Annotated in this window: 21 protein-coding genes; 12 read left to right on the top strand and 9 right to left on the bottom strand. The window is 70.3% G+C overall.

The features are described 5' to 3' along the window. Positions 1–12: 12 nt before the first annotated feature. The 7 genes from EDD27_RS25890 to EDD27_RS25860 all read right to left on the bottom strand — a co-directional run bounded on the left by EDD27_RS25890 (position 13) and on the right by EDD27_RS25860 (position 6,614). A complete protein-coding gene (locus tag EDD27_RS25890) occupies positions 13–1,809 on the bottom strand; it encodes an NADH-quinone oxidoreductase subunit 5 family protein (RefSeq protein ID WP_206641652.1) in 1,797 nt (598 codons plus the stop codon). After that, positions 1,806–2,111: an NADH-quinone oxidoreductase subunit NuoK gene (nuoK, locus tag EDD27_RS25885; protein WP_127934692.1), complete on the bottom strand. Its 306-nt coding sequence runs from the start codon at positions 2,109–2,111 to the stop codon at positions 1,806–1,808. The genes EDD27_RS25890 and nuoK overlap by 4 nt, the downstream gene beginning before the upstream one ends. Further along, positions 2,108–2,641: an NADH-quinone oxidoreductase subunit J gene (locus tag EDD27_RS25880; RefSeq protein ID WP_127934691.1), complete on the bottom strand. Its 534-nt coding sequence runs from the start codon at positions 2,639–2,641 to the stop codon at positions 2,108–2,110. Before EDD27_RS25880 ends, nuoK begins: the two co-directional genes overlap by 4 nt. Beyond that, the gene (locus EDD27_RS25875; RefSeq protein WP_127934690.1) at positions 2,641–3,516 is read right to left on the bottom strand and encodes an NADH-quinone oxidoreductase subunit H; all 876 of its coding nucleotides are present in this window, start codon (positions 3,514–3,516) and stop codon (positions 2,641–2,643) included. Before EDD27_RS25875 ends, EDD27_RS25880 begins: the two co-directional genes overlap by 1 nt. Then, entirely contained in the window at positions 3,509–4,648 is a 1,140-nt protein-coding gene (locus tag EDD27_RS25870; RefSeq protein ID WP_127934689.1) for a hypothetical protein, read from the bottom strand. Before EDD27_RS25870 ends, EDD27_RS25875 begins: the two co-directional genes overlap by 8 nt. Further along, positions 4,639–4,986 (bottom strand): NADH-quinone oxidoreductase subunit A, encoded by a 348-nt coding sequence (locus tag EDD27_RS25865; protein WP_127934688.1) that lies wholly within the window; start codon positions 4,984–4,986, stop codon positions 4,639–4,641. The genes EDD27_RS25870 and EDD27_RS25865 overlap by 10 nt, the downstream gene beginning before the upstream one ends. 188 nt (positions 4,987–5,174) lie before the next feature. Next, complete coding sequence (locus EDD27_RS25860) at positions 5,175–6,614, bottom strand: MFS transporter (RefSeq protein WP_127934687.1); 1,440 nt, start codon at positions 6,612–6,614, stop codon at positions 5,175–5,177. A gap of 228 nt (positions 6,615–6,842) precedes the next feature. Here EDD27_RS25860 and EDD27_RS25855 point away from each other — a divergent pair, with 228 nt between their 5' ends. The 6 genes from EDD27_RS25855 (at position 6,843) to EDD27_RS25830 (ending at position 14,492) form a co-directional block, all read left to right on the top strand. Then, a complete protein-coding gene (locus EDD27_RS25855) occupies positions 6,843–7,055 on the top strand; it encodes a heavy-metal-associated domain-containing protein (protein ID WP_127934686.1) in 213 nt (70 codons plus the stop codon). Beyond that, positions 7,052–8,020, top strand: a complete 969-nt coding sequence (locus EDD27_RS25850; RefSeq protein WP_127934685.1) for a hypothetical protein — start codon at positions 7,052–7,054, stop codon at positions 8,018–8,020. Before EDD27_RS25855 ends, EDD27_RS25850 begins: the two co-directional genes overlap by 4 nt. A 21-nt stretch (positions 8,021–8,041) precedes the next feature. Then, positions 8,042–10,267 carry a heavy metal translocating P-type ATPase gene (locus tag EDD27_RS25845; RefSeq protein WP_127934684.1) on the top strand — a complete coding sequence of 742 codons (2,226 nt, stop codon included), beginning with the start codon at positions 8,042–8,044 and terminating at the stop codon, positions 10,265–10,267. A gap of 368 nt (positions 10,268–10,635) precedes the next feature. After that, positions 10,636–11,247, top strand: coding sequence for a DUF305 domain-containing protein (locus EDD27_RS25840; RefSeq protein WP_127934683.1), 612 nt, complete (start codon positions 10,636–10,638; stop codon positions 11,245–11,247). A 378-nt stretch (positions 11,248–11,625) separates the two neighbouring features. After that, entirely contained in the window at positions 11,626–12,852 is a 1,227-nt protein-coding gene (locus EDD27_RS25835; protein WP_206641651.1) for a pectate lyase, read from the top strand. A gap of 53 nt (positions 12,853–12,905) precedes the next feature. After that, a complete protein-coding gene (locus EDD27_RS25830) occupies positions 12,906–14,492 on the top strand; it encodes a right-handed parallel beta-helix repeat-containing protein (protein ID WP_206641650.1) in 1,587 nt (528 codons plus the stop codon). Positions 14,493–14,635: 143 nt separating this feature from the next. Here EDD27_RS25830 and EDD27_RS25825 read toward each other — a convergent pair whose 3' ends face one another. Then, the gene (locus tag EDD27_RS25825) at positions 14,636–15,418 is read right to left on the bottom strand and encodes an IclR family transcriptional regulator (RefSeq protein WP_127934681.1); all 783 of its coding nucleotides are present in this window, start codon (positions 15,416–15,418) and stop codon (positions 14,636–14,638) included. Between the two features lie 71 nt (positions 15,419–15,489). Here EDD27_RS25825 and EDD27_RS25820 point away from each other — a divergent pair, with 71 nt between their 5' ends. From EDD27_RS25820 to EDD27_RS25805, 4 genes are read left to right on the top strand one after another with little or no spacing between them, the layout of a single operon-like run. Continuing rightward, positions 15,490–16,638: a cupin domain-containing protein gene (locus tag EDD27_RS25820; protein ID WP_127934680.1), complete on the top strand. Its 1,149-nt coding sequence runs from the start codon at positions 15,490–15,492 to the stop codon at positions 16,636–16,638. After that, a complete protein-coding gene (locus tag EDD27_RS25815; RefSeq protein ID WP_127934679.1) occupies positions 16,635–17,471 on the top strand; it encodes a fumarylacetoacetate hydrolase family protein in 837 nt (278 codons plus the stop codon). Before EDD27_RS25820 ends, EDD27_RS25815 begins: the two co-directional genes overlap by 4 nt. Before the next feature lie 38 nt (positions 17,472–17,509). Beyond that, entirely contained in the window at positions 17,510–18,190 is a 681-nt protein-coding gene (locus tag EDD27_RS25810) for a maleylpyruvate isomerase family mycothiol-dependent enzyme (RefSeq protein WP_127934678.1), read from the top strand. A 32-nt stretch (positions 18,191–18,222) separates the two neighbouring features. Beyond that, positions 18,223–19,467 (top strand): FAD-dependent monooxygenase, encoded by a 1,245-nt coding sequence (locus tag EDD27_RS25805; RefSeq protein ID WP_127934677.1) that lies wholly within the window; start codon positions 18,223–18,225, stop codon positions 19,465–19,467. A gap of 99 nt (positions 19,468–19,566) precedes the next feature. Here the strand turns inward: EDD27_RS25805 and EDD27_RS25800 are convergent, their stop codons facing one another. Then, positions 19,567–20,394, bottom strand: a complete 828-nt coding sequence (locus EDD27_RS25800; RefSeq protein ID WP_127934676.1) for an intradiol ring-cleavage dioxygenase — start codon at positions 20,392–20,394, stop codon at positions 19,567–19,569. 178 nt (positions 20,395–20,572) lie between these two features. On the opposite strand from EDD27_RS25800, the gene EDD27_RS25795 reads away from it, so the two are divergent. Continuing rightward, entirely contained in the window at positions 20,573–21,382 is an 810-nt protein-coding gene (locus tag EDD27_RS25795; RefSeq protein WP_127934675.1) for an SAM-dependent methyltransferase, read from the top strand. Positions 21,383–21,642: 260 nt separating this feature from the next. Then, the gene (locus EDD27_RS25790; RefSeq protein WP_206641648.1) at positions 21,643–22,959 is read left to right on the top strand and encodes an MFS transporter; all 1,317 of its coding nucleotides are present in this window, start codon (positions 21,643–21,645) and stop codon (positions 22,957–22,959) included. Positions 22,960–23,004 lie beyond the last annotated feature (45 nt).

The raw sequence follows: 23,004 nt of genomic DNA, 5'->3' as shown, positions 1-23,004 counted from the left end.
GGGAGAGCACCCTCACCTCACCAGCACGATCACGAGGGCGAGCAGGACGAACGCCACCGCCGCTTGGGCGAAGTAGGTGTGGACCTGGCCGGTCTGCGGTCTGCGGGCCAGCGTGCCGAGCCGGGCGGCGCCCGCGGCGATGCCGGCCACCACGCCGTCCACCCCGGTCTCGAAGGGTTTCCTGGCCGTGCGGGCGGCGGCCATCCCCACGCGGGGCACGGCACGTACGGCGCCGTCGAGGACCCGGTCGTCGAACCACGCCACGGCCTTGGCGACCCCGGTCAGAGGCCGCCACACCCAGGCGACCGCCGCCCGTTCCAGGTGCAGCCAACCGGCCCATGCGTCGCGGCCTGGGACTATCGCCTGGCGCCGCCGTACCGGCACCGCCATGGCCAGCACCACGGCGCACGCCAGCCCGCCCGACAACGCCAGCTCACCCGCGCCGGGCGGCGGTGCGTCCGGCCCGCCCACCAGCTCGGACCAGCCACCGAACACCTCTGGCACGCCGACGACCCCGAACGCGGCGGCCACGGCGGCGAGCACCGGCAACGGGATCAGCTCCGCGACCCTCACGCGGCGCCCCTGGACGTCACCCGGCCGCCAGACTGCGAGCACGGCCTTCGCCGCGTAGGCCGCGGCCAGCAACGCGGCACCGAGCGAGACGACGTACAGCGGGGGAGAGCGCACCGCGGCGAGCACGGCGTCCTTGGTGACCCAGAGGGAGAGGGGCGGCAGCCCCGCCAGCGCCAGGCCGCCGATCCCGAAGGTGACCCCGACCAGCCGGTACCGGCGGGCGGCGCCGCGGAGCTCGGCCAGGTCCTTGGTGCCGAGCACGGTCAGCCAGGCGCCCGCCCCGAGGAACAGCAGGCTCTTGACGGCGGCGTGCGCGACCAGGTGCGCCGCCCCGCCCGCCACGGCCCCTGCCCCCGCACCCAGCACCATGAATCCGAGCTGAGCGCAGGTCGACGCGGCGAGCAGTTGCTTGAGGTCCCGCTGCGCCACCGCCACCGCGCCCAGCAGCAGCGCGGTCAGCGCGCCCGCCCAGGCCACCAGGGTGGCGGCCCAACCGGTCGCGGCCAGCAACGGCTGCGTCCTCAACAGCAGGTACGCCCCGGCGGCCACCATGGTCGCCGAATGCAGCAACGCCGAGACCGGGCTGGGACCGGCCATGGCCCGGGAGAGCCAGAACGAGAAGGGAAGCTGAGCCGACTTCCCGAGCGCGGCGGCGACCAGCCCGGCGGCGATCAGGTCACGCCATGAGGACGCGGCCAGGCCGCGCAGGGCGAATGTCTGACCGCCGAGCATGGCGCAGCCGGCGGCCAGGTAGAGGCCCAGGTCGCCGGCTCGGGTGGTGACGAACGCGATGCCCGCCGACCGGACCCGGTCCGGGTCCCGCCACCAGAAGCCGATCAGCCCGTACGACATCGCGCCCATGACCTCCCACGCCATGAGCAGCAGGACGAGGTCGGTCGCGGTGACGGTGAGCAGCATGGCGCCGACGAAGATCAGCATGAAGCCGAAGAAGCGGGCCTCGCGCATCTCTCCCGTGGCGAACACCAGCACGGCCAGCGACACCGCCGCGACCGTGACCACCATCACGGCCGACAGGCCGTCGACCGCCAGCCCCGACTCGATGCCCGCGAACACCATGGTGCGAGCCGAGGGACGCGTCGCGGCGGCGGCCACCGCGAGGGCGAGCGTCAGAGCCGCCACGACGGTCGCCACCACCGCGGGCCGCCACCGCACCAGCAGGAGGAGTCCGCCGGAGGCGATCGGCAGCCCGGGCAGCGACCACAGCAGCGCGCTCATCCCTTGAGGTCCCCGGCGTCGTCGGTCATGTCGACGTCACGAGCGCGGAAGAGCGCGGTGACCACGGCGAAGCCCATCGCCATCTCCAGCGCCATCACGGTCACCGCGACCAGCACCAGCACCTGGCCGTCCGCGGAGGCGGGGGCGAGGAAGTACCAGAAGGCGCCGCCCGCCGCGATCAAGCCGTTGATCATGAGCTCCAAGCCCATCATGAGCATGACGATCGACTGCTGGGACAGCACGCCGTAGAGGCCCACGGCGAAGAGCGCCGCGGCGAGCAGCAGGAACGCCTCCAGCGTCATGACCCCTCCCCGTCCCGACGGCGATCGGGCATGGCGCTGCCGTACCGGCCCCGGTGCGTGGCCATCACCACACTGGCGATCATCGTGGCCAGGATCGCGACACCGATGACCATCATCACCAGCATCTTCGGGCCCATGATGGCCAGCCCGAGCGCGTGCGTCGGATCCGCCGGCGGCGTGCCCCTGCGCTCCGGCCACCGGGTGAGGACGGCCCCGGACGCCAGCAACACGAACACGGTCCCGGCGATGACGGCGGCGCCCGTCTTGTTGTGCACCATCTTCATCGGCATGAGCCCCGCCGGGTTCATCATGTACATGATCATGAAGACGGCCATGACCAGCATTTCCATGACCATCATCAGGATGATCAGCGCACCGAGGTAGCGCAGGTCGATCAGCAGGAACGTCACTCCGACGGCCAGCAGCGACGCGAGCAGGGCGAACGTCGCCCGAGCCATCGAGTCGACGACGAACACCGCGACCCCGCCGGCCACGGCGACGACGGCGAGGATCCAGAAGGCGACGGCCATCACACCACCACGATTCCGACGATCAGCAGTTGGACGAGCGTGACGGGGATCAGCACGAGCCAGGACGCCTGCATGAAGCGGTCCATCCTGACCGCCGGGAACCGGTGCCGCGCCCACACCAGCACGGCGAGCACCGCGGCGGTCTTGAGCACCGTCCACACCCAGGCAGGCAGCCACGGACCGGCGCCTCCGCCTAGAAAGAGCGGCACGGCAGCCGCCGCCACGACGCTGAGCAGCGCGTACCGGCCGATCCCGAACAGCAGCCGGTCGGCGCCCGCCAGCTCGGACGTCACCCCTCCGGCGATGTCGGCGCCCAGCGGCTGGCTCATCGGTCCCCAGAACGCCATCGCGAGGGCGGACACCAGGTAGACGCCGAAGGCCGCGGGCATCCAGACGGCGAACCACAACCCCTGCTGCGCCTGCACCACGTCGGTCATCCGCAGCGACCCCGCTCCCAGGCCGGCCGTGATGAGCGCGAACATGTGCGGCAACTCGTACGCCAGGCCCTGGGCGATGAACCGGTAGCCGCCCACCAGGGGAGGGACCGAGTTGACGCCCCAGCCGGTGAGCCACAGCGCGCCCCAGACGCACACCTCCATCGCGTTGAACCAGACGATGCCGACGTCCAGGCCGAGCAGCGGCACGTCGCCCAGCGGCAGCACGATGCCCGCCAGGACCGCGGCGGCGAGCAGACCGGCCACGCCGACCCGCACCAGCAGGGTGTCCGGCAGCAGCGTGCGGCGCCGCTGTTGCACGAGCAGCCGCGCCACCCGGCTGAGCGGGCGCCCGGTGTCGAACGCCGCCGCCGCGAAGGTGAACGCGCCGAGCGCGACGGGGTAGGCGACCAGTGTCCAGACGGGCGTGAGCTCAGGCATGCAGCACCTGCTCGACGTCGGGATCCAGGCCCGCGACGATCAGCCGGGCCGCGGCGAGCTCCGCGCCGGCCAGCAGATCGGGCAGCTCGGTGAGCAGCCGCGCCGACGGACGCTCGCTCACCGGCCCACGCGGCCCTCGATCGTCCGCGAGGGGCGAGTCGTCCGCCAAGGCGTCGAGTGCCGTCCGGGTCTCCGTGAGCCATACGCGCACGCGCCGCCCCACGTCGCCGACGTCCCGCAGCATCCAGCGAAGGATCCACGACCCGCCGACGCGGCCGGCGAACCGGTTGAACGTGGGGGCGAGCTGCGGCAGGGATGCTCCCGCCAGGGCGCGGTCGCGTAGCCGTCTCGCCCGCGCGGCCTCCGCGGGCCATCCCGCCACGGCCAGCAGCCGGCCGAGGCTGTCGAGGTGCGAGGCAGCCCTGCGCCGTTCCGCCTGTCCCCGGGTGATCGGGCGGCCCCGCATCGCCTCCAGCCACGGCGCGTCCCAGAACGATCCCTCACCGTCACGGGAGATCCCGTCGACGACCTTGACGGTGGCGTGCTGGATCACGTCGCCCTGCACCGCGGTCTCCACCACAAGGCCGCCGGGCCAATCGGTCAGAACCGGGCCCAACGGCAGGTGAAGCCGGTCGAGCTTCAGACCGTCACGGTCATCGGCCCGCTCGGCCATCTTGAGACCGCCCGGACTCCCCATGTGATGATCGTGCCCGCCATGCGCGCTGTGTCCGCCCTCCGGGCCGTGTGCCTGCTCATCGGCGTCCGGCCGCCACGGCTGAGAGAGGCGTTCGGCGGCGTCCCGCCGCTGCGCCCGCGCATCGGCCAGCCGGACCTTCCCCATGTCCAATGCCTGCGCCACGGAGGCGGCATCCGACACTGACGGCAGCTCCACCAGCGCCCGGGGGGTCGGAAGATCCGCCCAAACCCGCCGCACGGCCTGAGCCGGCTCTTCTCCAGGATCACCGCAGACCACCAGCATGCCGGCCTCGGCCGGCGATCGGGCCGTGACCCAGCCACGTCCGGCGAGTTCCGCCTCGACATGGAGCCGCGTCCGCGTGCCGTACGGGACGCTCACGACCAGCGGGCGGGGATCCCGCGCGGCTTCGCGCATCAGCCACTCGGTCAGACCCACCGGAACGCGCCCTCCCGCCACGCATAGATCACGCCGACCATGAGCAGGCCGAGGAAGATGAACATCTCCACGACTGCGACCGCCCCCACCTCGGCGACGACGAGCGCCCACGGATACATGAACACCATCTCCATGTCGAAGGCGAGGAACACCAGCGTGACCGCGTACCAGCGCACGTGGAAGCGTGACAGTGCGTGCTCATGCGGACGTGCGCCGGACAGGAACGGCGCGACCTCGGCGGTGCCGGAAGGGGCGATGAGCCTGGCGACCAGATAGACGCTGAGCACGCCGGCGAGAAGCAGGCTCAGCAGACTCAGAACGGCCGCCCATGGCGCCATGATTCTTCTCCCGCGAGATGGCTACTACGATCCGTAGTTCCCTCCTGTGACACCGTCAACCGGCACATCCGTAACGTCCGGACATGGTGACGCCCCGGCTCCGAAGGGATCTCGGAAACCGGGGCGCAGTCACCTCAGGGGCCGGCAATGCTCTCCAGGGGTTTTTCGGACGGAGAGCGTCACGGTCGTCACCGCGGGGGAACAGTGGTGCTGTCCCTGCGGGGTTCGGCCTCGGCGGGCGCGGCTGCGGGGGAGCGCAGTGTGGCGGCGGCGAGGACGGCTCCGGCGATGGCGATGCCGGTGGCTCCGATGAACGCGGCGGAGAAGCCGCTGGTCAGAGCGGGGAGGTCACCGAGCTGTGCGGCGCCGTTGGCGGCGGCGACGGCGGTCATGGCGGCGAGGCCGAGTGCGGAGCCGACCTGGTAGCTGGTGTTGACGATGCCGGAGGCCAGGCCGCCTTCCTCGGGACGGGCTGAGGAGATGGCGGTGCCGAGGGAGGGGATGAAGGCCAGCGACATGCCGAGGGCGGCCACCAGGCTGGCGGGCAGGACGTCGGCGGCGAAGCTGCCGTCCGGGCTGATCAGGGAGAGCCAGCCCATGCCGGCGGCGAGCAGGACCAGGCCGGCGACGGTGGTGGTCTTGGGGCCGAAGCGGTTGATGGTCCGCGGCGCCAGGACGATCATTCCGATCATGATGAGGACGGTCATCGGGAGCAGTGCCGCGCCGCTGGGGAAGGCGCTGTAGCCGAGGACCTGCTGCAGGTAGAGGTTGAGGAAGAACCACATCGGGATCCACGCCCCGCCCAGCAGGAGCTGGGTGAGGTTGGCGGCGGCGAGGTTCGGGGTGCGGAAGATGGACAGGCGCATGAGCGGCTCGCGGCGGCGGGCCTGGATGGCGACGAACGCGGCGAGCAGAACGACGGCGGCGGCGAGCACCAGCCACGTCTGCGCGGAGCCCCAGCCGATCTCGGGCGCCCGGACGACGGCGTACACGGCGGCGCCGAGGCCGAGGGTGACCGTCAGTGCGCCGGTCACGTCGATGGAACCGCGCTGGGATGGGGCGGCAGGCATCAGCGGGCCCGTGGCCAGCAGCGCGACGAGTGCGATGGGGATGTTGATGTAGAAGACCCACGGCCAGCTCAGGTATTCAGTGATGACACCGCCGAGGAACACTCCGGCGGTGCCGCCCGCGGGCGCGGCGGCGCCGTACAGGGCCAGAGCCTTGGTGAGCTCCTTGGGGTCGTGGCCGAAGAGCATCATGAGCAGAGTGAGGGCGGAGGGCGCGATCAGGGCGGCGCCGATGCCTTGCACCGCGCGGCCGGTCAGCTCGACCCACACCTCGGGGGCGATGCCCGCGATGAGTGAGCCGATGAGCAGGATGAGCCAGCCGGCGCCGAAGAGGCGGCGGGCGCCGAACAGATCCGACAGGCGGCCACCGAGCAGCAGGAGGCCCCCGAACGCGACGACGTAGGCGTTGAAAACCCAGGACAGGTTCTCCTGGGAGAAGCCGAGGTCTTCCTGGATGCGGGGAAGGGCCACGCCGATGATCGACGTGTCCATGATGACGATGAACTGAGCAGTGGCGATCAGGGCCAGGGCGGCCCATCGCCGGGGGGATGGTGCGGACATGTGCTCTCTCCATCTCATATGAACCTGGTACCCCTAAGGGGTATGTCAGTCGCTCAATAAATACCAGCGGGGGGTATGTGTCAAGTGGGATGACGTCTTGCGATCCGGCTCTTGCGTCAGGAATACCATAGGGGGGTATAGTGTTGGGCGCGGCGACGGACCGAGAGGAGGCCTCCGACGCCATCGCCAGACTTGTTCGTTCCTGATCGCATTGAAGGAGAGATGGATATGAGCACCGCCACCTACACCGTCAAGGGCATGACCTGCGGACACTGCGTCAGCTCGGTCAAGGAAGAGGTCAGCGAAGTGGCCGGCGTCACGAGCGTCGAGGTGGACCTGGCCACCGGGCTGCTGACCGTGGACAGCGACGGTCCCCTCGACCCGGCGAAGATCGTCGCCGCGGTGGAGGAGGCCGGTTACGAGGTGGCGAATCAGTCATGAATGCCGCAGCCAAGCTTGGTTCCTACGTTCTGGGTCTGGCCGTCGTCTTCGGCGGCGCTCTCGGCGTGGGCAAGGCGGTGGGGCCGGTCGCAGCGGCGGCTCCCGCCGAGGACCACGCCGCCATGACGGCGGCGCCCTCCGCGAGCCCGTCACAGAGTGCGGAGCATGGCGAGCACGCCACCACCCAGCAAGCCGAGAGCGATACCCCTGGGGGGCTCCAAGTGTCCGAGAACGGTTACACCCTCACCACGCTCACCGAAACGATCAATCCTGGCGAGGCGACCGAATTCCCTTTCACGGTGACCGGTCCCGATGGCAAGCCGGTGACCGGCTATGAGGTCGAGCACGACAAGAAGCTGCACTTCATCGTGGTCTCCCGCGATCTGGGCAGCTTCCAGCACCTGCACCCGGCCGAGGCGGGAGGCGGCGTCTGGTCGGTCGACCTCACGCTGCCGGAGGCCGGGACGTACCGCGCCTTCGCCGACTTCGTCCCCACCGGCGGCCAGGCGCTCACGCTGGGCACCGACCTGACCGTGGCCGGGGAGTTCGAGCCCAAGGCACTGCCGAAGATCAGCCGTACCGCGGAGGTCGACGGATACACGGTCACCCTCGACGGTGATCTGACGCCGGGGCAGTCGAGCAAGCTCTCCCTGAAGATCAGCAAGGACGGCGAGCCGGTCACGGACCTGCAGCCGTACCTGGGCGCCTACGGGCACCTGGTGGCCCTGCGCGCCCGCGATCTGGCCTACCTGCACGTGCATCCCGAGGAGAGTGAGAAGGCCGGGCCGGAAATCGTCTTCTATGCCGAGGTGCCCAGCACCGGCGACTATCGTCTGTTCCTGGACTTCCAGCACGACGGCAAGGTCCGCACCGCCGACTTCACCGTCGGCGCCGGCGAGAGGCCGGCCATCCCGGACGCCACCCCCACGCCCAGTGCCAGCGGGCACGGCGACCACAGCCACTGAGCGAGAGAAAGGAGAACGGTGATGTCCTCCCTCACCGATGACCGGCAGAACGCGGTCGAGCTCTCGATCGGCGGCATGACCTGCGCGTCCTGCGCCAACCGCATCGAGCGCAAGCTCAACAAGCTGGACGGCGTGACCGCGACGGTCAACTACGCCACGGAGAAGGCGAAGGTCACCTTCGGCGACGGCGTCGCCCCGGAGCAGCTGATCGCGGAGGTGGAGAAGGCCGGCTACACGGCCGCGCTGCCCGCCCCTCCCGCCCAGCGGGAAGAGCGGCAGGAGCCGGAGGACGAGCTGAGGCCGCTGCGCAACCGGTGGATCACCGCAGTGGTGCTCTCCGTGCCTGTGATCGCGATGGCGATGGTTCCGGCGTTGCAGTTCACGTACTGGCAGTGGTTGTCGCTGACGTTGGCGGCGCCGGTGGTGGTCTACGCGGGCCGGCCGTTCCACAAGGCCGCCTGGACGAACCTGCGGCACGGCACGGCCACCATGGACACGCTGATCTCGATGGGCACGCTGGCCGCGCTCGGCTGGTCGCTGTGGGCATTGTTCTTCGGCAGCGCGGGTGTGCCGGGCATGACGCACCCGTTCGAGTTCACCATTGAGCGCACCGACGGCTCCGGCAACATCTACCTGGAGGCGGCGGCGGGGGTGACGGCGTTCATCCTGGCCGGACGCTACTTCGAGTCGCGTTCCAAGCGGCGGGCCGGGGCCGCGCTGCGCGCGCTGATGGAGCTGGGCGCCAAGGACGTGGAGCTGGCAGACGGCCGGCGGGTCCCGGTCGACCGGCTCAAGGTGGGAGACCGCTTCATCGTCCGGCCAGGGGAGAAGATCGCCACCGATGGCGTGGTCGAGGACGGCAGCTCGGCGGTGGACGCCTCGATGTTGACGGGCGAGTCGGTGCCGGTCGAGGTCAAGCCGGGGGACGCGGTCACCGGGGCGACGGTGAACGCGGGCGGCCGCCTGATCGTCCGGGCGACCCGGGTGGGCGCGGACACGCAGCTGGCGCAGATGGCCCGGCTGGTGGAGGAGGCCCAGACCGGTAAGGCACAGGTGCAGCGGCTGGCCGACCGGATCTCCGGGATCTTCGTGCCGATCGTGATCGCGCTGGCGGTCGGGACGCTCGGCTTCTGGCTGGGCACCGGTGGCGGCGCGGGGGCGGCGTTCACCGCCGCGGTCGCGGTGCTCATCATCGCCTGCCCGTGCGCGCTGGGCCTGGCCACCCCGACCGCGTTGCTGGTCGGCACGGGCCGGGGTGCCCAGCTGGGCATTCTGATCAAGGGTCCAGAAGTGCTGGAGTCCACTCGCCGGATCGACACCGTGGTGCTGGACAAGACCGGCACGGTCACCGAGGGCAAGATGACCCTCATCGGCGTGCACGTGGCCGAGGGAGAGGACGAGGCCGAGGTGCTGCGCCTGGCGGGCGCCCTGGAGCACGCCTCCGAGCACCCGATCGCCCAGGCCGTCGCCAAGGGCGCCGCTGCCCGGGTCGGCGAGTTGCCCTCGCCCGAGGACTTCGCCAACGTCGAAGGGCTCGGTGTGCAGGGCATCGTGGACGGGCACGCGGTCCTGGTCGGACGTCCGAGACTGCTGGCGGAATGGTCGCAGCACCTCACCGCCGACCTGGAGCGGAAGCTGCACGAGGCGCAGGCCGCCGGGCGGACCGCCGTGGCGGTCGGCTGGGACGGCCGGGCCCGCGCGGTGCTGGTGGTGGCGGACGTGGTCAAGCCGACCAGCAAGGAGGCCATCGCGCAGCTCCGTGCCCTCGGGCTGACGCCGGTGCTGCTGACCGGCGACAACGAGGCCGTGGCCAAGAGCGTGGCGGCCGAGGTGGGCATCGACGAGGTGATCGCCGAGGTGCTGCCCGCTGACAAGGTCGACGTGGTCAAGCGGCTGCAGGGCGAGGGCCGGGTGGTGGCCATGGTGGGCGACGGGGTCAACGACGCCGCCGCGCTGGCCCAGGCCGACCTGGGGCTGGCGATGGGCACCGGCACCGACGCCGCCATCGAGGCCTCCGACCTGACCCTGGTCCGCGGCGACCTGCGGGTCGCGGCCGACGCCATCCGGCTGTCGCGCCGGACGCTCAGCACGATCAAGGGCAACCTGTTCTGGGCCTTCGCCTACAACGTGGCCGCCCTGCCGCTGGCCGCCCTCGGCCTGCTCAACCCGATGATCGCGGGAGCCGCGATGGCGTTCTCCAGCGTCTTCGTGGTCAGCAACAGCCTGCGGCTGCGCCGCTTCAAGTAACACCGTCGGATGGCTCCGGGCAGGGATGCTCGGAGCCATCGTCATTCCGGCCCTCAGGCGTCACGGCCTCGCGGCTCGGCGCAGATTGCCGCGACCGGGGTCCGGCTTGCCGTAGTAGTAAGCGCGCCACGGGGATCCCTCGCTCCGGCATTGCCTGATGTGCGATTTCAGCATCATGGTGAACGAATGCTTGCCGCGTGGCGTACCTCCATACGCAGAGTCCTACGAGGTCAGTTAGTAAACTGATGACTCCGGAGAGTTCCGATCATCAAGGGAGGGCGGTGGGAGCGGTGCGGCGGCGGACGGGCTCCGAGGCTGTCCGCGATCAGGCCGACAGCTCCGCCACCAACCGAGAGACCGAAGCAACCATGCATGTCAACCGTACGATGTCCGTCACCCTCGCCGCGGGCGCGCTGGCCCTGCTCACCGCCTGTGGCGGCGCCGGCGAATCCATGGCTGGGCACCAGCGGATGAGCAGCAGCGCCCCTGCCGCCACCGCGACCAGCCCCTCGCCGTCGGCTGCTTTCAACGACGCGGACGTCATGTTCGCGCAGACGATGATCCCGCATCACGAGCAGGCGGTCGAGATGGCCGACCTGGCCGCGACGCGGGCGAGCGACCCGGAGGTCAAGAAGCTCGCAACCACGATCAAGGCGGCGCAGGATCCGGAGATCCAGACCATGAGGGGCTGGCTGACCGAGTGGGGCAAGCCCGAGTCCGACCCTGAAGGACACATGGGGCATGGCATGCCCGGCATGCTGTCCGAGCAGGAGATGAACAGGCTCGAAGCGGCCAAGGGCAAAGCGTTCGACAAGCTGTTCGTCCAGCAGATGATCGCCCATCACAAGGGCGCGATCAAGATGGCCCGCACCGAGCAGAAGGACGGCTCCAACCCACAGGCCAAGGAGCTGGCCAAAACGATCGAGACCACCCAGAAGGCCGAAGTGGAGCAGATGCGGAAGATCCTCGACCGGCTCTGATCAAGGACCTGCCCGGGCGCTTGTGCGCGACAAGCGCCCGGGGCCGGCGGCGCTGATCTGTGACCACGCGACCCCAAATGCGTTGCCGTCGGCGGCGCCGATGAAATTTTCATCGGACGGTGCAACCGCAGCAGGCCCCGAGCATGCGACCTGACCTGGCCGAATTCCGAGCCGGCGGGTCGTGCCCTCACCGAGGGCTTCTCGTGTCGACCCACCTGTGCTTCACTCCTCCTGCGCGTGACGGAAAGCGCTTACCGACAGTCGGTAAGCGCATTCCGAACTATGGCCGACGTACCGGCCAGGTACAGCCATCACCCTTCGTACAACGGAGCTGACGTGCGGAAACACAGAAGTCCCTCCCTCAGACTGGCCATCACGATGACCGCCGGTCTCATGATGACCGGCGGGCTGGCAGTGCTGATCACCACGCCTGCCTCGGCCGCCCCCTCCAACGGCAACTACACGCTGGCCAACGCCGGGAGCGGCCTGTGCGCCGCCGTGCCGGGGCAGAGCGCCAGTGACGGCGTGCAACTCGTCCAGGCGACCTGCGCCGGCACCGCCGGACAGGTCTTCACCTTCACCGCCTCGGGCAGCGGCTTCCAGATCAAGGCGGCGCACAGCGGCAAGTGTCTCGGCGTACGCGACGCCTCCACCAGCGCCGGCAAGCCGGTCCAGCAGGAAAGCTGTACCGGAGCCGCGTCACAGACGTGGCAGCTCACCGCTTCGGGGTCGAACTACCGGGTCGTCAACACCAACGGGGGCAAATGCCTCAACGTCAAGGACAACTCCACCGCGGTCAACGCGCTGCTCCAGCAGAACTCCTGCGACTCGGCGGCCACCAAACAATGGACGCTGCGCCCCGCCGGCGGCGGCACCTCCCCCGGCCCGAACCCGACCCCCACCGTCACTCCCACCGGCGGAACCGGGGGCGGCGGCAGCGGCCCGTGGCCGTCGGACACCGGCAGCGTGCATCAGACGACGACGCGCAACACCGGCTCGTTCTTCGACGGCGGGATGAAGCGTTACTACGGCATCGGTGACGGCGGTCAGAGCGAGAGCCAGGATCCGATGTTCGTGGTGCCCAACGGCGGCACGATCCAGAACGTGATCATCGACGCGCCGGCCGGTGACGGCATCCACTGCGAGGGGTCGTGCACGATCCGCAACGTGTGGTGGAACGACGTCGGTGAGGACGCCGCCACGTTCAAGAGCTCGAGTTCGTCGGCGACGTATCTGGTGGACGGGGGCGGTGCCAAGTCGGGTTCGGACAAGGTGTTCCAGCACAACGGGGCCGGCACGGTGACGATCAAGAACTTCCAGGTGCACAGTTCCGGCAAGTTGTATCGGGCGTGCGGCAACTGCTCGACGTCGTATCAGCGGCATGTGGTCATGGACGGTGTCACCGCGCGGACCACGAAGGTGCTGGCCGGGATCAACACGAACTGGGGCGACACCGCGCGCTTCAGCCGGATCACGGTGTACGGCAGCGCCGTCATCTGCGAGAAGTACCGAGGCGTGCCCAAGGGCAGCGAGCCGGTGAAGATCGGTGAGGGCGCCGACGGTGTGAACTGCCTCTACTCCTCGTCCGACATCACCTACCGGTAGAGCCCCCCGGCCGGGCGGTACCGGGCCGCCCGGCCACCACCATGCGGAGAAGGATGATGAGACTCAGACCGTTCATCGCCTGCGTCACCCTGCTGGCCGGCGCGCTCGTGGTACTTCCCGCTGCCATGGCGTCGGCGGCGACCACCCGCCATGAGGCGGAAACCGCCCCGGCGACCTGCGACGGCACCATCGACTCCAATCACTCCGGTTACTCGGGGACCGGCTTCTGCAACGCCGGCAACGCTGTGGGCGCGGCCGCGCAGTTCACGGTGAACGCGCCGGCCGCGGGCGCCGCCACCGTGGCGGTCCGTTTCGCGAACGGGACCACGACGAGCCGGCCGGCCAACCTGACGGTCAACGGTTCGACCGTGCAGCCGGTGTCGTTCGAGGGCACCGGCGCCTGGTCGACGTGGGTCACGAAGACGTTGACCGTTTCGGTGAACTCCGGGAGCAACACGATCCGGTTCAGCCCGACGGCCTCGACCGGCCTGCCGAACATCGACTTCATCGAGGTCACCACGGACGGCACCCCACCGCCGGGTAACACGCTCTACGTCGCGACCAACGGCAACGACGGCAACCCCGGCAGCTTGTCGCAACCGCTGCGGACGATCCAGCGCGCGGTCGACCTCGCGCAGCCCGGGTACACGATCGTCATCCGCGGCGGGACGTACGCTCCGAGCACCAACATCCAGGTGTTGAAGAACGGCACGGCGAGCGCCCCGATCACGATGACCACCTACAACGGGGAGCGGGTCGTCATCGACGGCGAGAACATGCCGCACACACCGGCCCCGGTCGACGGCAGCATCCCCCGCCCGGAACGCGGGGCGATCCACATCGAGGGCGACTACTGGCGGCTGATCGGCCTGGAGATCATCAACGGTCCGTACGCCGTCTTCGGCCTCGACACCAACAACAATGTCTTCGAACGTCTCATCACGCGGGACAACTACGAGAGCGGCCTGCACCTGCAGGGCGCGTCCAGCAACAACCAGATCATCAACCTGGACGCGTACGGCAACCGCGACCCTCGCAACAACGGGGAGAGCGCCGACGGCCTGGCCATCAAGGAAGGCTCCGGCACGGGCAACGTGGTGCGCGGCGCCAGGTTGTGGAACAACTCCGACGACGGCCTGGACTTCTGGGAGTTCCTGTCCCCGGTGACGGTGGAGAACAGCATCGCCTACGGCAACGGCTTCAACCGGTGGAACCTGCCCGACTACACCGGTGACGGCAACGGGTTCAAGCTCGGCGGCGGAGACGTGGACCTGCCGGCGGCACACGTGGTCCGCAACAGCATGGCGTGGGACAACGCCACCGGCGGTTTCATCGACAACGCCAACCCCGGCCAGATGGTGATCGACCACTGCACCGCCTGGGACAACCCCGGCGCCGGCTTCGACGTCGCCGACGCCGACGCGACGCTGACCAAGAACCTCGCGGTCGCCAACGGCACCAACGTGTCACTGGGCTCGAACTCCAGCGGCAGCGGCAACTCGTGGGACCTCGGCGGCAGCTGGTCGTTCGCCGGCACCGACGCGAGCACCATCACGGGGCCGCGCAACGCCGACGGCTCGATCCGGACCTCCACCTTCCTGCGCCCCTCCAACGGCGCCGACGTCGGAGCCCGGTTCTGACCCTCACCCGTGCGTCCGGGGCCGGGTCCCATCCGGCCCCGGCCCACGCTGATCGCCCCGCGAAACCGCCCAAGGGCACATCGCCCCGCGAACTCGACGTCGCCGGCCTTCCCGCCGACCGGACGGGCCAGGGCGGGCGTCGATCATGACCGGATGCGGGGAGCGTCGGCGCCCCGCATCTCCTCCTCGATGTCGTGGGCGGTCAGGGTCAGGGCACTGACCAGATCCGGGAGACGCTCCCGCGAGAAGCGGCTGCTGGGCATCGAGACCGACACGGCCGCATGAGCACGGCCGTCCGCACCGCGCACGGCCCGGCCGATGGCGGTGACGCCCGACTCGGTCTTGCCGGCGTTGATGGCGAAACCCCGTTCGCGGACGTTGCGCAACTCGCGGCGCAGCGCCGCCAGATTGGGCCGCTCGTCCAGGCGATCGGCCCACTTCGCCTCGCTGTACAACGCGTCGAGCCGCTCGGGCGGCAGGTCGGCGAGCATGACCTTGCCGCCCGAGGCCAGATGCGCCGGGAAGACCATGCCCTCCCGGTTGCCGACCCGCAGCGCCTGGCTGCATTCGACCGACCCGATGAACCGCACGTGGTCACCGGACAGGATCTGCAGGTTCGCACTCTCCTGGACCCGCTCGACCAGGCCGGCCAGCTGCGGCATCGCGACCGAACGCAGCAGCGCGGTACGCGACTGGGAACTCCCGCCCAGGGAGAGAACCGGGCCGGCCGCGTATTGGTGGTCCTCACGCCGGATCGCGAAGTCCCGGTAGACGAGCATGGCCAGCAGCCGGTGCGCGGTGGAGGGCGCCACCCCGAGACGCTGGGCGGCCTCGCCCACACCGAAAGGACCCTCGACCTGCAGCATGACCGCGAGCTGCAGCGCATGGTCGACACTGCGCACGAAGTAGTTGGGGGGATTCTTCATAGCAGAATCTCCTATTCTTCAATGCCTTCCACGATACAAGCTGGGAACCGTCACATCGTGAAGGAGCAGGCATGACCGAGACCGCGAACTCCCCGGTTCGCCTCAGTGTGGTGGACTCGCCAGATCAACCGGCGCCGTCGGTGGCGTTGGCGGAGCTGTATCGCGGCTTCGAGCAGGAGTTGCTGGTCCCGTTGTGGACCGAGATCGGCGATCTGATGCCGCCGCACCCGCGCTCCAAGGCGGTCCCGCACCTGTGGCGGTGGGAGAACCTGGTGGCCCTGGCGGACCGGTCCGGGCACCTGGTGCCGGTCGGCCGGGGCGGGGAGCGGCGCGCGATCGCCCTGGCGAACCCGGCGCTCGGCGGCCGGCCGTTCGCGACGCCGACGCTGTGGGCGGCGATCCAGTACCTGATGCCGGGCGAGGACGCTCCGGAGCACCGGCACAGTCAGCATGCGTTCCGCTTCGTCGTCGAGGGGGAGGGAGTGTGGACCGTGGTCGGCCGCGATCCCGTGCCGATGCGCCGCGGCGACTTCCTGCCCCAGGCAGGGTGGAACTGGCACGCCCACCACAACGCGGCCGACCGGCCGATGGCGTGGATCGACGGCCTGGACATCCCGTTCCAGTACGTCACCGAGACGCAGTTCTTCGAGTTCGGCCGCGACCAGATCAGCGCGGCCGAGCGCACCACCCCCGAACGATCCCGGTCCGAGCGGCTGTGGGGCCACCCCGGCCTGCGCCCGGTCTCCTCCCTCGGTGCTCAGCCCGGCACCCCCTTGCTGGCCTACCGGTGGGCCGACACCGACCGCGCGCTGGCGGACCAGCTCGAGCTCGAGGCCGAGGGCCATGCCGGGACGGTCGAGCCCGGCCACGCGGCGGTGCGCTACATCAACCCCACCACCGGAGGCGATGTGCTGCCGACCATCCGCGTCGAGATGCACCGCATCCGCAGCGGCGCCGAGACCGCACCCCGGCGGGAGGCCGGCTCCTCGGTGTATCAGGTCTTCGACGGGAGCGGGCGGGTCACGGTCGGCGACGTGTCCTGGTCGGTCACCCGGGGTGACCTGTTCGTCGTGCCGTCCTGGGCGCCGTTCTCGGCGAAGTCCGAGGCCTCGGCGTCCGACTCCGACTCCGCCGCTCTCGACCTCTTCAGATTCAGCGACGGGCCGATCTTCGAGGCGCTGCACCTCGGCCGCGCCCACGTGGAAGGACACAACGCATGAAGCTCGCCACCATCCGCACCGCCGACGGCCTCACCCGGGCCGTGCGCGTCGAGGGGGAGACCCTGGTCGACCTGGGCCTCGCCGACGTCGGTGAGCTGCTGGCGCGGCCGGACTGGGCCGAGCACGCCGCGCGGACGGAGGGGCCCGCGGTCGAGCCCGCCGGCTACGCGCCCGTGGTGCCCCGTCCCGGCAAGATCATCTGCGTGGGGCTGAACTACCGCAACCACATCCTCGAAATGGGCCGGGAGCTGCCGCAGTACCCGACGTTGTTCGCGAAGTACGCCGAGGCGCTCGTCGGGGCGTACGACGAGATCCGGCTCCCGCCGGAGTCCGACCAGGTGGACTGGGAGGCCGAGCTCGCGGTCGTCATCGGCAAGACCGTGCGGCGCGCCGGCGAGTCCGAAGCCGCCGAGGCCATCGCGGGGTTCGCCGTTCTCAACGACGTCACGATGCGCGACTGGCAGTACCGCTCGGCGATGTGGCTGCAGGGCAAGACCTGGGAGGGCAGCACGCCGTTCGGCCCCTACCTGGTCACCCCCGACGAGCTGGACGGCGGCACCCGGCCCTCGCTCACCCTGACCGGATACGTCGACGGCGAGGTGGTGCAGCAGGCCGACACCTCCGACCTCGTGTTCGACCCCGTCGCCCTGGTGCGGTACGTCTCCACGATCATCACGCTCAGCCCGGGCGACGTCATCGCCTCCGGCACTCCCGGCGGGGTGGGCCACGCGCGCAAGCCCGCCCGGTACCTCACCGAAGGCAGCGTCCTGGCCACCGAGATCACCGGGCTGGGCCGGTCCGAGGTCAAGGCCGTCGCCGAGCCGGTGGCATGATGCCCGCCGGCAGGACCCGCGCCGACAGCCTGCGGTGGATGGCGCAGGGCACCGCCGTCTTCTTCGACGCCCTGGCCTCGGTGCCGGACGACCGGCTGGACCGGCCGACGGCGCTCGACGGCTGGAGCGGCAAGCACCTGCTGGCCCACCTGGCCGCCAACGCCGACGCGCTGGTCAACCTGGCGCATTGGGCCCGCACCGGCGAGGAGACCCCGATGTACTCCTCCCCGGCGCAGCGCGATGCCGACATCGAGGCGGGCGCGACGCGGCCGGCGGCCGAGCTGCGGGCCTGGGCCGTACGGTCCGCCAAGACCCTCGACGCGCGGCTCGCCGAGCTGGACGAGCAGCAGTGGAACCGGGAGGTCCGCACCGCCCAGGGCCGCACCGTCACCGCCGAAGAGATCCCCTGGATGCGCACCCGCGAGGTCATGGTGCACGCCGTCGACCTCGGCGCCGGCGTGGAGTTCGACGATCTTCCAGCCGATTTCCTCGCCGCCCTGATCGACGACATCACCGCCAAGCGGTCCGGCGCGGACGGGCCCGCGCTCACCCTCACCGCGACCGACCACAGCGGCACGTGGGCCGTCTCCGGCGCCGGCGACCCCGCTCCGGTCACCGGCACCCTCGCCGGCCTCGCCGCCTACCTCTCCGGCCGCCGATCGCCCGGCGTGACCGGCGCGCACGGCGGGCCGGCGCCCGAACTTCCGCGGTGGCTCTAGTCCGGCGCGAGTCGAGAAAGGAATCACGAGACATGGCACACGACGGCCACGACGTCGATGTCGTCGTGGTGGGCGGGGGCATCGGCGGTCTGGCCAACGCCTTGGCGCTCACCCGGAAGGGCCTGCGGGTGCGGGTGCTCGAGCAGGCTCACGAGTTCGGTGAGGTCGGCGCCGGGCTGCAGATCGCTCCCAACTGCACCCGCATCCTGGACCAGTGGGGCCTGCTCGACGAGGTCAAGTCACTCGGTGTGCTGCCCGAGAACATCCTCATGAAGGACGCGATCGACGGCGGCGTCCTCACCAGCCTCGACCTGAGCGACGTGGAGCGGCGTTACGGCTTCCCGTACATGGTGATCCACCGCAGTGACCTGCACGGCACGCTGCTGCGCGCCTGCCGTCGGGCCGGGGTGGACCTGGTCAACGACGTCACGGTGACCGCGTACGAGCAGGCCGAGGGCGGTGCCGTCGCCGTCCACGCGGGCGGGCGTGAGTTCGGGGAGATCGTCCTTGCCGCCGACGGCCTGCGCTCCGTGGCCCGCCGGATCGTGAGCGACGACGAGCCGGTCAGCTCCGCGTACGTCGCCTACCGGAGCGCCGTGCCGTTCGAGAAGGTCGCCGACCTCGATCTGCACCCCAAGGACGTGGTCGTCTACATTGGCCCCAGATGCCATTTCGTCCAGTACTCGCTGCGCCACGGTGAGATGTTCAACCAGGTCGCGGTGTTCGAGTCGCCGAAGGCGCTGGCCGGCGAGGAGGACTGGGGCACGCCCGACGAACTGGACGGGGCGTTCGCGGCCGCCTGCGACCAGGTGCGGGCCGGCCTGCCGCTGATGTGGCGCGACCGCCGGTGGCGGATGTACGACCGCGAGCCGATCATGGACTGGGTACGCGGCCGTATCGCCCTCACCGGGGACGCCGCCCACCCGCCGCTGCAGTACCTCGCGCAAGGCGCGATCATGGCCATCGAGGACGCGTGGGTGTTGTCCGAGCACGTGGGCGCGCAGGACCGGACGGGTTCCGTCGACTGGGACGCTGCCCTGGCCGCCTACAACGCCGTCCGCCCGCAGCACTGCCGCCGGGTGCTGACCACGGCTCGGGCCTGGGGCAACCTGTGGCACCACGACGGGGAGAAGCGGGAGTGGCGCAACGCGGTGCTCCGCGATCGTGACGTCTACGACTACAGCTACGTGGACTGGCTCTTCGGGCCGACGGCTCTCACACCTGACCAACTGTCACCGATGTTCCCGCAGTACGCCGGCGACGACACGCAGGCGTGACGAGCGGTAAAAAAAGCTGTACAAATCGGACGCAAAGGCATACTCTCGACATGCCTCAGCCGGGGGAGCTGAGGCCCAAACTTCCTCCGTGGCCTTGGGTCACACGGGGACGGTGAGGCCGACGGTGAGGCCAGAGGACACGCTTCCCGCCACCGTGCCGAGCTGGCTCGTGTACCCGTCGCTGAAGATGTTGTCGCTGTCCAGGGAGAGCCGGCTCAGGTTGCTGACGCTCTGGCTGTAGCCGTCGGTCGCGTACACCGAGTCACAGATGTCCTTGGGCAGCGCCAGCTGCGAGGTCGCGATCTGGTTGTCGGACGTCGTGGCTTTGGCCAGGCTGGGATAGACCTCGAAGTGCACGTGCGGCCATCGGCCCGCGTAGCAGCCCGGGAAGATGCTGGTGAAGGAGACCTTGCCGGTGCTGTCGGCCTCCTGGACGCCGCGCAGGTAGTTCTCGCCGGTGACGGCTTCGGAGTACATCGAGTAGTTGCCGTCGCGGTCGCAGTGCCACAGGTAGACGGCTGCGCCTGACAGTGCCGAGCAGCCGGCCGAGGTGTCCTGGATGGTCAGCTCGATGGTCAGGGGGACGCCCGCGGCGGTGCCCGAGGCCGAGCCGATGCTGGAGCGGATGTCGCTGCGGACGATGCCGCTCTGGGTGAGGATGTTCGGGCCGTTCGAGCCGTCGCCCGGGAACGGCCCGGCGGTCTCTTCCGGGATTTCGGCGCAACTGCCGCCCGTCGCCGTCCCGCTCTGCGCGGCCGAGGCCGTCGAGGCTGGGGTGGCGCCTGTCGAGTCGCTGCTGCAGCCGAGCAGGGTCGCCAGGCCCGCGCCGGCGAACAGGCCCAGCATCCGCCGGCGTTCCAGCAACGTCGACATGTCGAACTGCAGTCCTCTGTCGAAGATGTCGTCGCCGTGGGGGTGGTCGTGCATCGTCACTCCATGCTGAGCATGCGCCGCTCCGTAGCCGGCTTGATGAGGGCGGCGGCGCATGGGGGGTCCTCATCAAAGCAGGCAGCACACCGATTGTCACCTTAAGCCACCACGGTTCCGACATAGCGCTCTGTTTTCCGACATAATCAAGGAGCTGTCGATCGGTGGAGGACGACGCATGGGTGACGAGGCGAAGCGGTTCGCTGGAGTGGACACCACCACCCCCAACCTCGCCCGCATGCACGACTACTTCATCGGCGGGAAGGACAACTTCGCCGCCGACCGGGAGGCCGCCGAAGCCGTGCTGGCCATCGCCCCGGAGGTCCGGGTGATGGCGCAGGAGCATCAGGCGTTCCACGTACGGGTGGTCCGCTATCTCGTGGACCAGGGCATCACCCAGTTCGTCAATCTGGGCGCCGGGCTGCCCACCGAGCTCAACACGCACCAGCTGGCCCGCTCTCTCGTTCCCGAGGCTCGCGTGGTCTACGTCGGCGACGATCCGGTGGTGCTCACCCACGGCAGGGCGCTTCTCGCCAGGCAGCCCGGGATCGCCGTCGTCGAGGGCGACGTCATGCATCCTGCCGACCTGCTCGCCGACCCCGTTCTCCGGCAGACGATCGACCTCGGTCAGCCGGTGGCGGTGTTGTTGTTCGCCGTCCTGCAGTACATCGCGGACAGCAGCGATCCCTTCCGGCGGGTTGCCGAGCTGCGTGACGCGCTGCCGGCCGGCAGCCACATCGTCATCACGCACGTCGTCTTCGACGCACGCCCGGAGATCGCGGAGCCGATCGTCGATCTCTACAGGAAGTTTCTGGGGGATGTCGAGGGCGTGGCCCGTACCCGGGAGAAGGTGTCGACCTTCTTCGACGGCCTCGAGCTGGTCGAGCCCGGGCTGGTCTATGTCCGCGACTGGCGGCCCGAGAGCCCGTTCGCGGCCGAGAGGTCGGACAAGGCCTGGGTGATCGTAGGGGTCGGTCGCAAGACCTAGCCATCGGCGACGGCCGTCCGGCAGCTGCACGCGCCGACCGGCCGCCGCCCCGCGCGGCCGGCCGGTCATGGTGCCGGCGGTCCTTCGGCTGGTGGCGGGGGCGAGGAGATGAGGGCGGGGGAGAGGCGCCGGGAGAGCTGTGCCACGGAGTGGCACGGGCGCGTGCTCTCCGCTTCCGCCGGCCCTTCCATTCTCTTGTAACCCCCAGTCCCCCCATGACCTGGATCGCCAGACCCGGGTCCATTCGAGGGAGTCGCCTCATGTCCGATACCGCCGCTCCGTCTCCACCCAAGCCGGCTCCCGCGACCGACAAGCGCACGGTGTCGCGGGTCGTCGCCGCGAGCCTGATCGGCACCGTGATCGAGTACTACGACTTCGCCGTGTACGGCACCGCCGCCGCCCTCGTCCTGGGCCCCGCCTTCTTCCCGTCCGGCAGCCCCACGGTGCAGACCCTCGCCGCGTTCCTCACCTTCGCCGGGGCGTTCCTGGCGAGGCCCTTCGGGGTGGTGCTGTTCGGGACCATCGGCGACCGGCTGGGCCGCAAGCGGGCGCTGGTGCTCTCACTGCTGCTGATGGGCGCGGCGACGGTGGGCGTCGGCCTGCTCCCGACGTACGAGAGCGCAGGACTGCTCGCCCCCGTCCTGCTGGTGGCCCTGCGCCTGCTCCAGGGCGTGAGCATGGGCGGCGAGTGGGGCGGCGCCGTGCTGCTGGCCGCCGAGCACGCCCCGCCGGCCCGCCGGGCGATGTTCGCCTCCATCCCGCAGGCCGGACCGCCACTGGGATTCCTGCTGTCCAGCGCGGTGATCCTGCCCACGCTGGCCATCGCCGGCCGTGACGGCTTCGCCGCCGGGGCATGGCGGATTCCGTTCCTGTTCAGCGCGGCGCTCATCATCATCGGTCTCTGGGTGCGCAGCCGGGTGACCGAGTCCCCGGTCTTCACCTCCGCGCCCCGCCGCACGGCCTCCCGTTTCCCGCTCGGCACGCTGGTGAAGGAGCACCCCGGCCGGCTCCTGCTGGGCGTCGGCGCGGCGATCGGCGGCTCGTCGGTCTACTACCTCACCACCGTCTACAGCCTGCAGTACGCGCCGAAGGCGCTCGGCATCTCGCAAGGCACGGTGTTGACCGCCGCGAGCCTCGCGGCCGCGGCCGGAGCGCTGGCCACGGTTCCGGCCGCCCGGCTGGCCGACAAGGTGGGCAGGCGCCCGGTGATGCTGGCGGGCCTGGTCGGCTGCGTGCTCTGGGCGTTGCCCATGTTCGGCTCGCTGCAGACCGGCAACGGTCTGTTGATCACGGGAGCGTTCGTGATCGGGCTGGTGCTGTTCACGCTCAGCTTCTCGCCGATCGCCGCCTTCCTGCCTGAGCTCTTCCCCGCGCGGCTGCGCTACACCGGCGCGTCGGCGGCCTTCATCCTCGCCAACACGCTCGGCGGCGGCTTCGCCCCGGTCGTCGCCACCTGGCTGAACACCCACTGGGCCTCGCCGCTGGTGCTCGGCTGCTACGCGGGCGCGCTCTGCCTGGTCAGCCTCGTCTGCGTGCTCGTGCTGCCGGAGACCCGCGATCGCGAATTCGCCGCCTGACCGCGGCTTCGCTCCTCATCGCGCCCGGGACCTGCCATGATGGCG

Source organism: Nonomuraea polychroma (assembly GCF_004011505.1).
Classification (GTDB): Bacteria; Actinomycetota; Actinomycetes; order Streptosporangiales; family Streptosporangiaceae; genus Nonomuraea; species Nonomuraea polychroma.
Note: the sequence above shows the minus strand (reverse complement) of the source record. Positions and strands in the feature narration are given on the sequence as shown.

What these genes read in the sequence shown, in the direction of transcription:
- EDD27_RS25890 (WP_206641652.1), bottom strand. Translation starts at nt 1,809, where the DNA reads ATGAGCGCGCTGCTGTGGTCGCTGCCCGGGCTGCCGATCGCCTCCGGC.
- nuoK (WP_127934692.1), bottom strand. Translation starts at nt 2,111, where the DNA reads ATGACGCTGGAGGCGTTCCTGCTGCTCGCCGCGGCGCTCTTCGCCGTG.
- EDD27_RS25880 (WP_127934691.1), bottom strand. Translation starts at nt 2,641, where the DNA reads ATGGCCGTCGCCTTCTGGATCCTCGCCGTCGTCGCCGTGGCCGGCGGG.
- EDD27_RS25875 (WP_127934690.1), bottom strand. Translation starts at nt 3,516, where the DNA reads ATGCCTGAGCTCACGCCCGTCTGGACACTGGTCGCCTACCCCGTCGCG.
- EDD27_RS25865 (WP_127934688.1), bottom strand. Translation starts at nt 4,986, where the DNA reads ATGGCGCCATGGGCGGCCGTTCTGAGTCTGCTGAGCCTGCTTCTCGCC.
- EDD27_RS25860 (WP_127934687.1), bottom strand. Translation starts at nt 6,614, where the DNA reads ATGTCCGCACCATCCCCCCGGCGATGGGCCGCCCTGGCCCTGATCGCC.
- EDD27_RS25855 (WP_127934686.1), top strand. Translation starts at nt 6,843, where the DNA reads ATGAGCACCGCCACCTACACCGTCAAGGGCATGACCTGCGGACACTGC.
- EDD27_RS25850 (WP_127934685.1), top strand. Translation starts at nt 7,052, where the DNA reads ATGAATGCCGCAGCCAAGCTTGGTTCCTACGTTCTGGGTCTGGCCGTC.
- EDD27_RS25845 (WP_127934684.1), top strand. Translation starts at nt 8,042, where the DNA reads ATGTCCTCCCTCACCGATGACCGGCAGAACGCGGTCGAGCTCTCGATC.
- EDD27_RS25840 (WP_127934683.1), top strand. Translation starts at nt 10,636, where the DNA reads ATGCATGTCAACCGTACGATGTCCGTCACCCTCGCCGCGGGCGCGCTG.
- EDD27_RS25835 (WP_206641651.1), top strand. Translation starts at nt 11,626, where the DNA reads ATGACCGCCGGTCTCATGATGACCGGCGGGCTGGCAGTGCTGATCACC.
- EDD27_RS25830 (WP_206641650.1), top strand. Translation starts at nt 12,906, where the DNA reads ATGATGAGACTCAGACCGTTCATCGCCTGCGTCACCCTGCTGGCCGGC.
- EDD27_RS25825 (WP_127934681.1), bottom strand. Translation starts at nt 15,418, where the DNA reads ATGAAGAATCCCCCCAACTACTTCGTGCGCAGTGTCGACCATGCGCTG.
- EDD27_RS25820 (WP_127934680.1), top strand. Translation starts at nt 15,490, where the DNA reads ATGACCGAGACCGCGAACTCCCCGGTTCGCCTCAGTGTGGTGGACTCG.
- EDD27_RS25815 (WP_127934679.1), top strand. Translation starts at nt 16,635, where the DNA reads ATGAAGCTCGCCACCATCCGCACCGCCGACGGCCTCACCCGGGCCGTG.
- EDD27_RS25810 (WP_127934678.1), top strand. Translation starts at nt 17,510, where the DNA reads ATGGCGCAGGGCACCGCCGTCTTCTTCGACGCCCTGGCCTCGGTGCCG.
- EDD27_RS25805 (WP_127934677.1), top strand. Translation starts at nt 18,223, where the DNA reads ATGGCACACGACGGCCACGACGTCGATGTCGTCGTGGTGGGCGGGGGC.
- EDD27_RS25800 (WP_127934676.1), bottom strand. Translation starts at nt 20,394, where the DNA reads ATGCACGACCACCCCCACGGCGACGACATCTTCGACAGAGGACTGCAG.
- EDD27_RS25795 (WP_127934675.1), top strand. Translation starts at nt 20,573, where the DNA reads ATGGGTGACGAGGCGAAGCGGTTCGCTGGAGTGGACACCACCACCCCC.
- EDD27_RS25790 (WP_206641648.1), top strand. Translation starts at nt 21,643, where the DNA reads ATGTCCGATACCGCCGCTCCGTCTCCACCCAAGCCGGCTCCCGCGACC.